General features: G+C 68.4%; 11 protein-coding genes. 4 read left to right on the top strand and 7 right to left on the bottom strand.

What is annotated here, in order from left to right; all coding sequences use genetic code 11:
- The first annotated feature begins 92 nt into the window (after positions 1 to 92).
- The gene (locus tag ACYVGS_RS01245; RefSeq protein WP_460586809.1) at positions 93 to 1,178 is read left to right on the top strand and encodes an AraC family transcriptional regulator; all 1,086 of its coding nucleotides are present in this window, start codon (positions 93 to 95) and stop codon (positions 1,176 to 1,178) included.
- A 114-nt stretch (positions 1,179 to 1,292) separates the two neighbouring features.
- Positions 1,293 to 2,045: an SDR family NAD(P)-dependent oxidoreductase gene (locus tag ACYVGS_RS01240; protein ID WP_460586808.1), complete on the top strand. Its 753-nt coding sequence runs from the start codon at positions 1,293 to 1,295 to the stop codon at positions 2,043 to 2,045.
- A gap of 50 nt (positions 2,046 to 2,095) precedes the next feature.
- On the opposite strand, the gene ACYVGS_RS01235 is transcribed toward ACYVGS_RS01240, so the two are convergent.
- Both ACYVGS_RS01235 and ACYVGS_RS01230 read right to left on the bottom strand, forming a co-directional pair.
- On the bottom strand, positions 2,096 to 3,442 hold the full coding sequence (locus ACYVGS_RS01235) for an ATP-binding protein (RefSeq protein WP_460586807.1): 1,347 nt from the start codon (positions 3,440 to 3,442) through the stop codon (positions 2,096 to 2,098).
- Positions 3,442 to 4,140: a response regulator gene (locus ACYVGS_RS01230; RefSeq protein WP_460586806.1), complete on the bottom strand. Its 699-nt coding sequence runs from the start codon at positions 4,138 to 4,140 to the stop codon at positions 3,442 to 3,444. Before ACYVGS_RS01230 ends, ACYVGS_RS01235 begins: the two co-directional genes overlap by 1 nt.
- Before the next feature lie 158 nt (positions 4,141 to 4,298).
- Here ACYVGS_RS01230 and ACYVGS_RS01225 point away from each other — a divergent pair, with 158 nt between their 5' ends.
- Positions 4,299 to 4,811, top strand: a complete 513-nt coding sequence (locus ACYVGS_RS01225; protein ID WP_460586805.1) for a Spy/CpxP family protein refolding chaperone — start codon at positions 4,299 to 4,301, stop codon at positions 4,809 to 4,811.
- A gap of 10 nt (positions 4,812 to 4,821) precedes the next feature.
- Here the strand turns inward: ACYVGS_RS01225 and ACYVGS_RS01220 are convergent, their stop codons facing one another.
- Genes ACYVGS_RS01220 through mnmC form a run of 3 tightly spaced genes read right to left on the bottom strand, consistent with a single transcriptional unit; the run spans position 4,822 to position 10,588 of the window.
- Positions 4,822 to 7,773, bottom strand: coding sequence for an insulinase family protein (locus ACYVGS_RS01220; protein ID WP_460586804.1), 2,952 nt, complete (start codon positions 7,771 to 7,773; stop codon positions 4,822 to 4,824).
- 32 nt (positions 7,774 to 7,805) lie between these two features.
- Positions 7,806 to 8,597 carry a glutaminyl-peptide cyclotransferase gene (locus ACYVGS_RS01215; protein ID WP_460586803.1) on the bottom strand — a complete coding sequence of 264 codons (792 nt, stop codon included), beginning with the start codon at positions 8,595 to 8,597 and terminating at the stop codon, positions 7,806 to 7,808.
- The gene (mnmC, locus tag ACYVGS_RS01210; protein ID WP_460586802.1) at positions 8,591 to 10,588 is read right to left on the bottom strand and encodes a bifunctional tRNA (5-methylaminomethyl-2-thiouridine)(34)-methyltransferase MnmC2/FAD-dependent 5-carboxymethylaminomethyl-2-thiouridine(34) oxidoreductase MnmC1; all 1,998 of its coding nucleotides are present in this window, start codon (positions 10,586 to 10,588) and stop codon (positions 8,591 to 8,593) included. The genes ACYVGS_RS01215 and mnmC overlap by 7 nt, the downstream gene beginning before the upstream one ends.
- An 86-nt stretch (positions 10,589 to 10,674) precedes the next feature.
- On the opposite strand from mnmC, the gene ACYVGS_RS01205 reads away from it, so the two are divergent.
- Positions 10,675 to 11,169: a hypothetical protein gene (locus tag ACYVGS_RS01205; RefSeq protein WP_460586800.1), complete on the top strand. Its 495-nt coding sequence runs from the start codon at positions 10,675 to 10,677 to the stop codon at positions 11,167 to 11,169.
- A gap of 38 nt (positions 11,170 to 11,207) precedes the next feature.
- Here ACYVGS_RS01205 and ACYVGS_RS01200 read toward each other — a convergent pair whose 3' ends face one another.
- Together ACYVGS_RS01200 and ACYVGS_RS01195 are read right to left on the bottom strand one after the other, a co-directional pair.
- Entirely contained in the window at positions 11,208 to 13,046 is a 1,839-nt protein-coding gene (locus tag ACYVGS_RS01200) for a DUF885 domain-containing protein (RefSeq protein WP_460586799.1), read from the bottom strand.
- A 44-nt stretch (positions 13,047 to 13,090) separates the two neighbouring features.
- Positions 13,091 to 13,561 carry a MaoC/PaaZ C-terminal domain-containing protein gene (locus tag ACYVGS_RS01195; RefSeq protein ID WP_460586798.1) on the bottom strand — a complete coding sequence of 157 codons (471 nt, stop codon included), beginning with the start codon at positions 13,559 to 13,561 and terminating at the stop codon, positions 13,091 to 13,093.
- Between the last annotated feature and the right edge of the window lie 36 nt (positions 13,562 to 13,597).

Here is a 13,597-nt window from a genome sequence, read left to right as displayed (position 1 = left end):
CGCCGGGCGGAACCCGCTATGGTAGCCTGTTGCGGCGCGGGGTGTAGGACCTCCGGGTTCGTCCTTATTGACATCTTCTGTCAGGAGTCTGCATGTCGGAAATCACCGTCAGGGTCGCCAAGTTTGTCCGCCTGCTGGATTATCTCGCGGCACTGGAGCTGGACCAGCACGCCGCCGCCAGGGAGGCCGGGCTGTCGGTTGCCCAGCTGCGTGCGGCCGCCCCCGACAGCACCCTGTCTGCCCGCCAGTACGCCCGGCTCTACAAGACCGCGGTGGACCAGATGCAGCGACTGGGCCAGCCGGTGCCCTGGGGTGCCGGCGTGGGCAGCGAGGCCTTTGCCCTGATGTGCCACTGCCTGATCAGTGCCCGCACGCTGGGCGAGGCCCTGGCGCTGGCTGAGCGCTTCGGCCGCCTGCTGATGCCGCAACTGGGCTATCGCGTCAGCCTCACCTTGGCGGAGGGTGGCGACCGCGCGGGGCTGGTCTATCAGGTGGAGTTCGATGAGCAGTCCTCCGGTTTCATCCCCCCTGACTGGGGGCTGATCGGGCAGCAGTCGGCGGTGATCCGCGCCTCGGGCCTGCAGGTCTGGCACGCCCTGTGCGGCTGGCTGACCGGGCAGCCCCTGCGGGCGGAGGCGGTAACGGTTGCGGCGCCGCCCTTCAGTGCCGGCTATGCCCAGGCGCTGGGGCTGGTGTTTCGCTGCCCGGTGACCTTTCACGCTGAACGCAATGCCCTCTGGTTTTCCGCCGACCACCTGCAGCGGCGCATCGTTCACAGTGGCGAGAGCCTGCGCGAGTTTCTCGCCAATGCCGTCTACCAGTTGATTGCCATCGACCGCGAGCCCGCCAGTGTCAGTGCAGCCATTCGCTCGCTGGTGGTGGTCGAGCTGCCCGGTCCACTGCCGGGCTTTGCCGAGATCGCCCGGCAGCTGGGGCTGTCGGAGTCCAGCCTGCGCCGACGCCTGCAGGCCGAGGGCAGCAGCTACCAGGAGATCAAGGACGAAGTGCGCTGTACCGTGGCCATGGAGCGCCTGCGGGCGAGCCGGGATACGGTTGCCGAGCTGGGTGAGTACCTGGGCTTCGCCGAGCCGGGCTCCTTCGTGCGCTCCTTCAAGTCCTGGACCGGGGTGACGCCCCAGGCCTGGCGCGAGCAGCAGAGCGCCAAACCCGGTAAATAGCCAACTGCTTGAACCGATCGCAGGCGAGTCGCCGCCGGAGTGGCCGTCGCCTGTTACCGGCGGCGGCCTGACGCTATGCTTGCCGCCTTCAATGCTCAGACAGAGGAGACAGACATGTCCTTGACAGGCAAAGTGGCACTGGTGACCGGCGCGGGCCAGGGTGTGGGGCAGGGCATTGCCCTGGCACTGGCGGCCCAGGGTGCGAAGGTGGCGGTGACCGGCCGCACCCTGGAAAAACTCGAAGCGACGGCGGCGAGCATCCGCGAGCGCGGCGGCGAGGCCCTGCCGCTGGTCTGCGACGTCAAGTCACCGGAGTCACTGCAGGCCTGCGTGGACACTGTCGTGGAGACCTTCGGCGGCCTGCAGATCCTGGTCAACAATGCCCACGAGGTGCCCCTGGGCAAACTGCTCGAGCTGAGTGACGTGAAAGTGCAGGCGGGCTGGGATTCGGGCCCCATGGCGACCCTGCGCCTGATGCGCCTGTGCTACCCGCACCTCAAGGGGGACGGTGTCATCATCAACCTCGGCAGCTCGGCGGCCAAGCGCTGGGACATGTCGGGCTATGGCGCCTACGCCGCCACCAAGGAGGCGATTCGCTCCCTGACCCGTGCCGCGGCCTGCGAGTGGGGCCCCGATGGCATCCGCTGCAACGCCATTTTGCCCCACGCGCTGAGCCCCGGCCTGGCCTGGTGGATCGACAACAACCCCGAGGAGGCCGAGGAGTTCTTTAGCCAGATCCCCCAGCGTCGCGTGGGTGACTGCGAAAAAGACATCGGCCAGTTCGTGGCCCTGCTGTGCAGCGAGGGTGCCGGCTACGTAAACGGGCAGAGCATTGCCCTCGATGGTGGTCAGGCCTTCCTCGGCTAGCCTCCGGTGTGCCAGTTGCCGCCGGTCGCGACGCGCCGGCGGCACGGCCATTAGTCCGGGCTAAGGGGCAGATCCACGATCAGGCACAGGCCGGTGTCGGTGTTTTTCGCCCCCAGGGTGCCGCCGTGGGCCTCGATGGCGCGCAGTGCAATGGCCAGTCCCAGGCCGTTGCCACCGGTCTCCCGGGTGCGCGCGCTGTCCACCCGGTAGAAGGGAGCAAAGATGCGTTCGAGGTCTGCTTCGGGCACGCCCGGACCCTGGTCCTCGACCTGTATCCGGGCTTGCGACGGTGACACGCAGCGCAGGCTCACCCGGATCGTGGAGCCGCGCGGCGAGTAGGTGAGGGCATTGCGTAGCAGGTTGTCGAAGGCTCGCCGCAGCAGGTCGCTGTCCCCCACGACCAATGCCTCCGTCTCCCCGGTGTCACAGATTACCCGGCAGTCGCGCTGGCTGCCCTCGAAGCGGGCGTCGGCGCAGATGTCCCCCAACAGGGCGCGCAGATCCAGGTGTTCCTCCAGGGCGACCTGTCGGCGCTGGCTCTGCAGCAACTCATCAATCAGGGCCTCCAGTCGTTGCACCTCCCGCTCCAGGCGCGGCAGCTGCGCACCCGCCTGACCCGGCTGTCGCTCGGCCAGTGCCAGGGCTACCTGCAGACGGGCGAGGGGAGAACGCAGCTCGTGGGAGACGTCCGAGAGCAGCTGGCGCTCGGCGTCAATGCGCTGCTGCAGTTGCTCCGCCATGCTGTTGAAATCCCGGGCCAGCTGGTCGGTCTCGTCGCCCCCGCGCTGGCGCACGGCCAGGCGGGTGTCCAGGTGGCCCGCGGCCAGTTCCCCCGCCGCCCGACGCAGATGCTCCAGGCGCCGGGTCAACAGGCGCGAGAGCGCGAAGCAGAGCAGCCCGGAGACCAGCAGTGCGACCAGCAGGCGCAACCAGAGGTGGCTGCCCAGGGTCCGCGCCAGCCAGGAGCGGCTGGGGGTGAAGCGCAGTACCACCTGCAGCCGGCCGATATCCTCGCGGTGCAGGCGATGTGCCACCAGGTGATAGCGCTCCGTGCGCAGGAAGGCCCGCCGCCCGCCGCGGTCGAGCCGGGCGGTGATTTCCTCGACAGCGGGCGGCAGGCGTCGCGAGAGCAGTTCACGCCCGGCGTTATCCAGCAGGTAGATGCGCACGGCGTGCTGTTGTTCCACCGTCTGCACTACCTCTTCCAATGCGCTCAGTGGCTGGTGCTGCAGGTCGTAGAACAGGCGCACCACGAAGCGCGGCGGCCCCCCTGGCCCGTGTCGGTCCTCCGCTTCGGTAAACAGCGAGTCCAGGTATTCCCCCGCCAGCAGCCAGCTCCCGAGCACGGCGGCGGTGACCAGCCAGAAGCCCAGGAAAATCCGCAGGAACAGGGGCATCAGTTCTCTCCGGCAGGGAGCGTGAACTGATAGCCGGCTCCGCGCACGCTGGTGATGGGGTTCCCGGCGCCGAGGTCGGCGAACTTGCGACGGATACGCGAGACATGCACATCGACACTGCGGTCGTAGGCCGTCAGTGGGCGCTGCAGTGCCTGGCGGCTCAGGGTTTCCTTGTCCACCACCGCTCCCGCCTGGGCCATCAACACCTGCAGGATGTTGAACTCGGCACTGGTGAGACCGAGGTCCCGGCCGTCCCAGGTGGCGCTGCGCCGGGCGGGGTCCAGGCGCGCCTTCCCGGCGCTCAGCACCGTGTCGCCCGGCGGGCTGTGGGAAGCCCGCGTGCGTCGCAGGATCGCGCGCAAGCGCGCCGAAAGCTCCCGCGGGTTGCAGGGTTTGGGCAGGTAGTCGTCGGCGCCGAGCTCCAGGCCGACGATGCGGTCGGTGTCGCCGCCGCGGGCCGTCAGCATCAGGACGGGGGTGCTGTCGTGCTCGCGCAGGCTGCGGAGCAGATCGAGCCCCTGCAGGCCCGGCAACATGATATCCAGTACCAGGGCGTCAAAAGGCGTGTCCCGGCAGCGTCGCAGGGCTTCGTGCCCCTCGTGGCAGAGGCTCACGCGGAAGCCTTCCAGGCTCAGAAACTCCTGCAGCAGGCTGCACAGCTCTCGATCGTCGTCGACGATCAGAATGTGGTCGCTCATTCTTCTTCCCGCGAGAAAACCCGTGGCAAGTGTGCCCCGCCACAGATTGGCTGTCACCGTGGCGGCACGCTTCTTTACAGTTTTTTACCCGCCGCGCGCACTGCTTAACCCGGCTCCGCTCTATTCTGAATGCGGGTACCACAACAGGAGAAAACCCCATGGACAAAAATCGCATAGGCAAACTGCCGCTGGCCCTGTCGCTGTGCACCGCCATCCTGGCTGCGGGGGCGCTGGCCGGCCATCCGGACGGCCCGGGCGTCGCACGAGGCGAGGTGGGCCCCCGCTTCGAAAAGATGGCCGAGAAGCTGTCGCTGAGCGAGGAGCAGCGCGCCGCCTGGCAGGCACTTTTCGACTCCGGTCGCGAGGCGGCAGCGGCTGACCGGAAACGCCTGCAGGCCATCCACCAGTCTCTGCGCGACTTGCGCACGGACTTCGATCAGGCGCGGGCCAGGGCGCTGACCGAGGAGCTGGGTGCCATCCAGGCGCGCCAGGCGCTGCGGCGGGCGGAGCATCAGGCAGCGATCTATCAGCTGCTGGAACCGGAGCAGCGGGAGCGCTGGGAGGCGGCGGCGGAGCGGCGACAGGGGCGGGAGCAGCGCGGCCACGGCCCGCGTGCTCACGACGGCCGGCACGGGGCGGATACTCCACCCCGGGGCGCCGGCGATCAGTGAGCGGCGGGGCTCAGAGCTCGCGGATCTCGAGCCCCTGCTCGCTCACCCAGCTGCCCAGTGACTCCAGTTGCTTGCGACTGGTCACCACAGCGGTGCTCGCGCGCTCCGGCTTCAACCAGGTGTCCGCGACTCGCAGAAGGTCCTCCAGCGTGACACTCAGTACGGCGCGCCGGAAGGCCTCGCGCTGGGCGTGGTCCCGGCCGTAGAGGCGGTGGTGGAAATCCTGCCGGGCTTCGCCGGCGGGTGAGCCCGGCTTGTCCAGGCTGCTGATCACACCCAGCACCGCCTCTTCCAGACTCTCGGAGCTGTGCTGGTGATGCTGTAGCCAGTGCAAGGAGGCCTGGAAATCCTCCAGCGTGGCCTGCAGGCGCGGGTCGCGGTAGGAAAAGAAGCGGAATGCCGCCACGCCGGAGTCCTGGCTGGCGCCGCCGCCGTAGGCACCTCCCTGCTCGCGGATGCTGCGATGCAGGAAACCGTTGCGGAGAAAGCCCCCGAGTACGGTGAGAGCGGCGGCGTCCGGGTGCCCCACGGGCACTGTCGGGAAGGCAGTGGCACAAAAGTTCACCTGGGTGTTGGCCAGCCAGATTTCCCGCCGCACCTCGCGCAGGGGCGTGCCGTGATACGCATTGGTGTCCTCGGTGGGCAGTGTCTGCCACTGCGCCAGGGCGCTGTCGACTGCGCTGTCCAGGTGCGGCTCGTCGGCGATGGTCAGGACCTGCCGCGGTGCCCGCGCGAGGCGTCGGTGCAGGTCACCCAGGCTGGCGGCAAAGGCCTCCAGGCGGGAATCATCGTCGAGGCTGTCATCCAGTGACTTGAGGCGACGCAGGCCCTCCAGCCCTCCCTGCTCGTGGTGCAGGCGGCCGAGCGGGCTCATGCCGGCGCAGGCGGCGGTCATGGCCAGAACGTGACCCTGCCCGGTCACCGCCTGTTCCCGCCGGGCGCGCTGCTGGCTGACCAGTTCGCGCAGCCGGGCGCGTTCGTCGAAACGGGCCTCGAGCAGGGTGTCGCGCATGAGTGTCACCTGTTCCTGCGACAGGCGGCCCAGGGCCTTGCTGGAGAGGACCAGGTGCGCACTGACCTGCTGTTCGTCGTCCACGCCGCCGCGGGCGGATGTCCAGGCGCTGATGCTGCCCACCGTGGCCGACTGGCGGTGCTGGACCGACAGGTAGTCCGCGTCACCCAGGCCGGTTTCTGTCAGCAGCCGGGTGTACAGTGGCAAGAGCTCGAGGTCGGCGTCGGCCAGCGCCGGCAGTTCCGCAATCAGCTGCTGGTAGACCAGGCCGTTGGTGCCGCGGGCATAGGCGGTCAAAGGCAGGCCCGCGACGTCGCGGGTACTGTAGTCGAGGCGCGGCAGGGTGGGAGCGACATCCGCCAGCGTGACCTTGGGCAGAATGCTGAGGTCGTCCACCCGCTGTTGGCGGGCTTCCAGGCGCTCCGCCTGCTCCGCAATCGCATGCAGAGCCGACGTGTCCATGCCGGCCTTGAGTGTCTCGAGGCGCTCGCGCTCCTCGGACTCGCGGCGCGCCGACAGGCCGGTATCCGGTGTCATCACCAGGGTCACCCGGTGCGGATTGTCCAGCAGCAGGCGGCGCGCCAGGGACTGTATATAGCCGGGTTGCGCAATGCGTTCGCGCAGGGTCTCGAGGACCGGCTCGAGATCCAGCACGGCGATCGGGTCGGCATAGTGGGTCGCGGGGCCCAGTGCCTGCATGATCAACTGCAGACCGTAGGGGAAACCGTCGCCACTGACTTCCCGCTGGTGCAGTTCCAGCTGGTGCAGCACGGCCTCCAGTTGCTCGCGGGCGACGCCTTCCTCGGCCACCCGCTGGATGACCTCCAGTACCAGGGCCTCGAAGGCATCCGCGTTCTCGGCCTCACTGCCGGTGATACCGCAGCTGAAGACCATCTCCCGCTGGGAGTCCTCCAGGCCGCAGAGGGAGGAGGGCGACTGTCCGAGGGGCGTGGTTTCCAGGGCGTGGAGCAGGGGCGAGGCGCTGTTGTCCAGCAGGACACTGGTCAGCAGCTCGGCCTCCAGCTGGGCCTCGAGGTCGGTGCTCTGACCGAGCAGCCAGCCGGTCACGATGTGGGTCTTGCGCCCGGTGTCCTCGCCGTCGTCCAGGGCATAGGGCAGTACCACCCGCCGCGGGGCGGGGAGCCGTCGTTCCAGGGCCACTTCGATGCGGGGGCCACCCGAGGCGTCAAAGCGCGACAGGACCCGCTGCTGGAATACCGCCTGGTGCTCCGCGGCGGGTATATCCCCGTAGGTCATGAAAATCGCGTTGCCGGGATGATAGTGCGTCTGGTAGAAGGCCCGCAGCTGTTCGTAGCTCAGCTCCGGAATATGCGCCGGGTCGCCACCGCTGTTGTAGTGGTAGGTGTTGGTGGGAAAGAGCTGCTCGCACAGGCTCTGCCAGAGCACGCTGTTGATGCTGCTCATGGCGCCCTTCATTTCGTTGTAGACCACCCCCTTGTGGACCAGCGCGCTGTCCAGGTTGCCCGGCTCGGCAAAGTCCAGGCGGTGGCCCTCCTGGGCGAAATCCAGGGGGTCGAGGCGGGAGAAGAAGACCGCGTCGAGGTAAACATCCAGCAGGTTGGCGAAGTCCTTGCGGTTCTGGCTGGCGAAGGGGTAGGCGGTCCAGTCGCTGCTGGTGAAGGCGTTCATGAAGGTGTTCAGCGAGCGACGCAGCATCATGAAGAAGGGGTCGCGCACGGGGTAGCGCTCGCTGCCGCACAGGGCGGTGTGCTCGAGGATGTGGGCGACGCCCGTGGAGTCCATGGGCACGGTGCGAAGGGCCACCAGGAACACGTTTTCGCTGTTGTCGGCGGCCAGGTGGTAGTGTTCGGCACCGGTATCCCGGTGGCGGTAGTGTTCCACCCGGATGTTCAGGCTGTCGATGTTGTGGCTGCGCAGGTGTTCAAAGGCCCCGGGGGCCGCTGCCGTGGCCGGCTGCTGCTGACTCATGCTGTCTCCCTGAAAAGTCAAAGGCGCACAGTCTAACGCGATTCGTTGCCGGCTGCCTCGGCCGGCACCAGCTCGATCCGGTAGCGCCAGGGCCAGCGTTTGCCGGTCACCCAGAGGGCGCCGTCCACCGGGTTGTGGGCGATGCCGTTGAGGACATCGGTGCCGGGGCCGCGCTCGGAGTCCGGCAGCAGGCCGGCGAGATTGACGCTGTCGGTAACCTCTCCGGTGTCGGGCTCAATGGCGACGATGCGGTCTTCCTGCCAGATATTTGCCCAGACCTTGCCGTCGATCCATTCCAGCTCGTTCAGCCGCGGTAGCGGGGTGCCATTGTCGCGCACGGGGACCCGGCGCAGCTCGCGGCCGCTGTCGGGGTCGAGGTAGATCAGTTCGTGGCCGCTGTCGGTGTAGATCAGCTCGCGGCCGTTGTCGGTGAGGCCCCAACCCTGGCCGGGCAGCGGGAGCGTGGTTTTGGGTGCCAGGCCCTCGCGCTGGAAAACCAGCAGTCGCCGCGCGCGCCAGGTCAGCTGGTAGACATGTTCACCCATGACGGTCAGGCCCTCCCCGAACAGCCGCGGATGCAGCCGCCGCACCCGCAGCAATTCACCGTCCGCGAGGCGGTACTGCAGTAGCCGGGAGCTGCCGTAACCGCCGGTGCTCACGTAGAGCATCCCGTCGACGATTTGCAGCCCCTGGACGAAGTGATCGCGGGGCTGTGGCTGCTTTTCCATTACCCGGTAGGACCATTCGCGCGGGGCGGCGGCTTCCAGCGTCGCCGGCAGCAGGGTCAGCGACAGGGCCAGTGTGAGCAGGGGCTTTTTCAACATAGGTTTCTCGCCAGGTTGCGGGCCAGGAATCGGTTGGGTGACAGCGCTCGCTGCAACTCCGGCTCGAGAGGCAGCGGCTCGCCGCAGACCTGGCTGGCGATGAGCTCGGCGACCAGTGGGGTCGAGGTCAAGCCCCGGGACCCGTGCCCCGCGCTCAGATACAGCCCGGGCAGGCAGGGGGCGCCCTGCGGGATCACCTGCCGGGCATTGCTGCGCAGACCGGCGTAGCGGTCGAGAAAGGCGGCCCGGTCCGCCACGGGCCCCGCGAGGGGAAGGTAGTCGGGGGTCGCGGCGCGCCAGCCGACCCGACCGGGCAGCGCGTCGCGCCCCAGCGGGTTCAGCGCCGTACACAGCGTCGGCAGGGCTTCTGCGAGTGCCGACAGGTTGGCCTGCTGATCGGCCAGGCGCAGCTGCGGGTCCGGGTCTGAAACCTGAAAGGTGGCGCCGATGCAGTGACCGTCCGGCGCCGCGGGTGCGAGATAACCGCTGTGGCAGACGACGCTGCTCAGGCCGGCTAGCGCGGACAGGGGGGGCAGTTGGGTGGTTTGTCCCCGCACGGCTTTCAGGGGCAGCCAGTCCAGCCCGGACAGGGTCGGGGTCTGCAGGCCTGCAGCGAGCACCACGCAGGGGCTCTGCGCAAGCTCGCGGCCCCGGTCGTCGAGCAGCGACCAGAGATCGCCCTCGCGACGCAGGGTGACGGGCCCCAGGCCCTCGCGCACGCGGATACCCGGGCCCGACAACAGGGCCCGGCAGACCGCCGCGGGCTTGAGCCAGCCGGAATCGGGAAAATGTAGTGCGGGCCCCGGCAGGGCAATGCCCGCCGTGCGACTGGCGGCCTCCTGCTCGAGATAGGCGTAGAGTGTCGCCAGCCCCGGGGGCTCGACGCGCTCGCGCTCCTCCGCGAGAAGCTGCAGGCTCCCGCAGAGTGCACCCTCCACCCCCTCGCGCAGTTGCCGCGCCTGGAACATTTCCCGGTAGCGCCGCGCGGCGAAGGTGTAGCTGGCGAGGGCGAAGTCGACCAGGGTCGAATGGCGCTGCGACAGGCGCGTGTAGAGAACGCCCTGGGGGTTTCCCGAGGCGGCGCCGGCGATAGTGCCGGCCTCCAGCACGGTAACGTCAATGCCGCGACGGGCGAGTGCCGCCGCGCAGTGGCTGCCGGCCAGCCCCGCGCCGATCACCACGGCCTGATGCGGCGGCCCGGGTACCGGGCCCGCTTGCTCCCACGGGGTATCCGGCCAGGGCAGGGCGGCAGCTGGCCGCAGGCAGCGCCCGACAATGCGCTCCCGCTTGCGGCCAAAGCCCGGCTGTTTTTCCACCTGAAAGCCGGCGGCCTGGAGGCCCCGGCGCACGGCGCCGGCGGCGGTGAAAGTGGCCAAACTGGCCCCCGGCTGGCTGAGTCGGGCCATGCGCTGAAAGAGGCCTTCGCTCCACAGGCCGGCGTTTCGGGACGGCGCGAAGCCGTCGAGGTACCAGGCATCCACCTGCGGTTGCCGGCTGCGCTCCCAGTCGGCAAGGGCCTCGTCGGCGTCGCCCCACCACAGGTCCAGGGTCACTCTGCCGGCCTCCAGCAGCAGCCGGTGAGGGCCGGGGAGCGCCGGCGGGTACTGGGCCAGCAGTTGTGTCGCCAGGGGGGCCAGCATGGGCCAGGCGGCCAGGGCCTGCTCCAGGGCTCCTCGGTCCAGGGGAAAACGTTCCACCGAGAGATAGTGCAGTCGCGGCGCGCCCCGGGCCTGGCGCCAATGCAGCCAGGTCAGCAGGAAGTTCAAACCGGTGCCAAAACCGGTTTCGGCAATCACGAAATGCGGGCGCGGGTGTGACGACCAGCGTTCGGGCAGATGATTGCCGCGCAGGAACACCGCCTCGCTTTCGGCCAGGCCTTCGCCCGGGGCGTAGTAGATATCGTCGAACTGCGACGAACGCGGCGTGCCGTCGGGCTCCCAGGAGAGTGCCGGCGCCGGCATGCCCGCCAGTGCTTGTCCCTCACGGCGCATGCTGGCCACCCCGTCTCTTGTCGTGCAGGCTGGCGTTTGTCAGGGTCAGGCAGTAGACTGCCTCGGCGTCGATCAGAGGGGGTGACATGTCGCAGGGTTCACAGACCGTTTCCCGGGAAAAGTTTCTGACCATGTCGGTCAATTTGCTCTACAAGGCCTTTCTGGAATCCCGCCGGACCGAGGCCAAGCAGGTCTTTCGCGACATGCTGGCGGGCAAGTCGGTGGCCTTGACCAACGTGCAGATGGAGGACAAGTCCCTGGTGCGCTTCGATGTCGCCCTGGACCACGACCTCTACCGCGGCAAGCTCAATTTCGGCAGCTTTCGCGCCGGCTTGGCGCTGCTGGTGGCGCGGCTGAGCGATGCGCTGCGGGAGCAGCGCGACATTACCGTGTTCACCGCCGAGCACGACCCCAATGTGATGATCTTCGGGGTGACCGCGGTGACCTGGGAGGAGGGCGAGCCCAGCGTCATGGTGCTCGGCGCCGATGCCAGCTCCACACGGGGTACGGTCGAACTGCGTCTGCAGTACCTTGACCCCGAGCAGTTCCAGAACGGGGAAGCCGACGCCGCGCCCGCCTGACCCGCGACGGCCGCGTCCCGCGCGCCGGGGCGGCGCGCTCACCGTGCGCTCCGCCTCTCGATCCAGCCTTCCACCTGACGGCTCAGCAGTGGCAGCGGCAGGGAGCCCCCGCCGAGCACCACATCGTGGAAGCCGCGAATATCGAAGTCATCCCCCAGTTCCGCCCTGGCCTGCTCTCGCAGCTCCAGGATATGTTGCATGCCCATCTTGTAGGAGAGGGCCTGGCCCGGCCAGACCAGGTAGCGCTCGATTTCCGAGCGCACCTGTGACTCCGGCATGGCGGAATTTTCCAGCATGTACTGGACCGCGCGCTCCTGACTCCAGCCCATGGCGTGCATACCGGTATCCACCACCAGGCGGATGGCCCGGAAAATCTCGGCGGCCAGGCGGCCGAATTGCATGTAGGGGTCGTCGTAGACGCCCATCTCTGCCGCCAGTAGCTCGCTGTAGAGGGCCCAGCCCTCGCCATAGGCGGAGTACCAGACATTGCGGCGGAAGGCGGGGAGCCCGGTGTTCTCCAGGCTCAGGGCCACCTGCATGTGGTGGCCGGGGTTGCCCTCGTGGTAGGCGGTCGTCTGCAGGTCGGTGCGGTTGTTGGCGCGCATGTCCGAGAGGTGCATGTAGTACACCCCGGGGCGGCTGCCGTCGGGTGTTCCCTGCTCATAGAAGGCCGCGCTGCCATCCCGCTCGCGGAAGGCCTCGACCCGGCGCACTTCCAGGGGGGTGATCGGCAGCCGGCCGAAATAGTCCGGCAGGTGCGGCTCTATGCGTGCCAGATAATCGCGGGTTTCATCGATAATCGCCTGACGCCCCGCCGGAGTATTCGGGTAGTAGAAGCGCTCTTCCTCGCGGATGAAGGTGAAAAAAGCCGCCAGATCGCCCTCGAAATCCACTTCCCGGCGGATGGCCTCCATAGCCTCGCGAAGCCGCGCCACCTCCTGCAGACCCAGGGCGTGGATGGCTTTCGCGTCCCGGTCCAGGGTGGTGTACTCGCGGATGCGGTTGGCGTACCAGGCTTTGCCGTCGGGCAGGGAGAGTGCTCCCCGCGCCTCCGCCGGGGCCGCGCTGCGATCCTCCCGGTACCACGCGATCAGGGCGCGGTAGGCGGGGCCGACCCGGTTGATGAGGGCTTCCCGGGTGCGCTGCTGGAGCACTTCTGCCCGCTCCAGGTCGATGACGCCGCGTTCGCGCAGGCCGTCGATTTTCGCCCGGGCGTCGGCCCAGAGTGCGGAATCCTCCCCGGAGGTATCGAAGGGCGCCCCCCGCAGGAGCTCCTGGGACTGCCCGATCACGTAGTCGTAGGCAAAGCGGGGTGGACGGATGCCCTTGTCGGCCGCGTCCTCGGCCCGCTGACGCATCTGGCCCAGTGCCCGCTCAAAGGCTTCCAGGCGGCTGATGTAGGCGAGCATGTCGGCTTCGCTTGCCACCTCGTGGTAGTTGATCAGGAGCTGGGGCAGGTCGGTGTGACTGGCGCTGACCTGGGTCAGCACGTAGGGGTGCTTGCGGAACTGCCAGTTGTCCTCCAGGCGCTCCAGACGGAAATGCCAGAAATCCCAGGACAACTGCCCCTCGGCATCCAGGGCCCCCCGGTCAAAGCGGTCGCCCAGGCGGGCGACGCTGTCCCGGTACCACTCGAGGTAGGCCCGCTCACCGGCCTCGCTGTAGTCATCCAGTTGATCCTGCAGGTCGCGCCGGCCGAGTTTGGTCAGGTATTCCGGCGAGAAGCGCAGCTCTTCCTCGTACAGCGCGTCGAGGAATGCGTGCAGGCGGCGGCTTTCCTCGGCCGGGCTGCTCGCCAGCGCCGCCAGGGGGGCCAGCAAAAGCAGGGCGAGAAGGCCGATCAGAGGGGCTGCGTGAGGGGCTTGATGACGGCGCATGGTCACTCTCTCGAAGGCGGATTGCGGGCTATTGTGCCAGTGCCTCAGGGGCTGTCCAAGTCCGGACTGCGGGGCATCACGGTCAGGCTTTCCGTGGGGGCGATGACGGTGGCGGTACCGGTGGCGACCCGCTTGCCATCCTGGTTGACAACCTCGCAGTCGAGCACGACTCGCTGGCCGCGGTCGCGTTTCTCGCTCACGCTGACCCGGGTTTCCAGGGTGTCGCCGATGTGGACCGGAGCGCGAAAGCGCAGCGCCTGCTCCAGGTAGACGGTGCCCGGGCCGGGCAGCTGGTTGGCGAGCACCGCGGAGATCAGGGCGCCGGTGAACATGCCGTGGGCAATGCACTCGCCGAAGTGGGTGGTGGCGGCGTAGTCGTCGTCCAGGTGCAGCGGGTTCCAGTCGCCGCTGGCCAGGGCGAAGAGCTGGATGTCCCGCCGGCTGACGACACGGGTACTGCTGGCCTGCTGGCCAATGCTCAGGGTGCTGTAGGGTACGTTGCTCAAGGCGTCCATAGGGGCTCATTCCTGCGCGGCAAAACCAGGGCGGTG

Source organism: Haliea atlantica (genome assembly GCF_054779855.1).
The sequence above is the reverse complement of the archived record's forward strand: the minus strand, read 5'-3'. Positions and strand labels throughout refer to the sequence as shown.

Bases quoted from the DNA above. Each gene is read 5' to 3' on its own strand.
- ACYVGS_RS01220 (WP_460586804.1), bottom strand. From the start codon at position 7,773: ATGAGTCAGCAGCAGCCGGCCACGGCAGCGGCCCCCGGGGCCTTTGAA.
- ACYVGS_RS01235 (WP_460586807.1), bottom strand. From the start codon at position 3,442: ATGCCCCTGTTCCTGCGGATTTTCCTGGGCTTCTGGCTGGTCACCGCC.
- ACYVGS_RS01230 (WP_460586806.1), bottom strand. From the start codon at position 4,140: ATGAGCGACCACATTCTGATCGTCGACGACGATCGAGAGCTGTGCAGC.
- ACYVGS_RS01195 (WP_460586798.1), bottom strand. From the start codon at position 13,561: ATGGACGCCTTGAGCAACGTACCCTACAGCACCCTGAGCATTGGCCAG.
- ACYVGS_RS01225 (WP_460586805.1), top strand. From the start codon at position 4,299: ATGGACAAAAATCGCATAGGCAAACTGCCGCTGGCCCTGTCGCTGTGC.
- ACYVGS_RS01205 (WP_460586800.1), top strand. From the start codon at position 10,675: ATGTCGCAGGGTTCACAGACCGTTTCCCGGGAAAAGTTTCTGACCATG.
- ACYVGS_RS01245 (WP_460586809.1), top strand. From the start codon at position 93: ATGTCGGAAATCACCGTCAGGGTCGCCAAGTTTGTCCGCCTGCTGGAT.
- mnmC (WP_460586802.1), bottom strand. From the start codon at position 10,588: ATGCGCCGTGAGGGACAAGCACTGGCGGGCATGCCGGCGCCGGCACTC.
- ACYVGS_RS01215 (WP_460586803.1), bottom strand. From the start codon at position 8,597: ATGTTGAAAAAGCCCCTGCTCACACTGGCCCTGTCGCTGACCCTGCTG.
- ACYVGS_RS01200 (WP_460586799.1), bottom strand. From the start codon at position 13,046: ATGCGCCGTCATCAAGCCCCTCACGCAGCCCCTCTGATCGGCCTTCTC.
- ACYVGS_RS01240 (WP_460586808.1), top strand. From the start codon at position 1,293: ATGTCCTTGACAGGCAAAGTGGCACTGGTGACCGGCGCGGGCCAGGGT.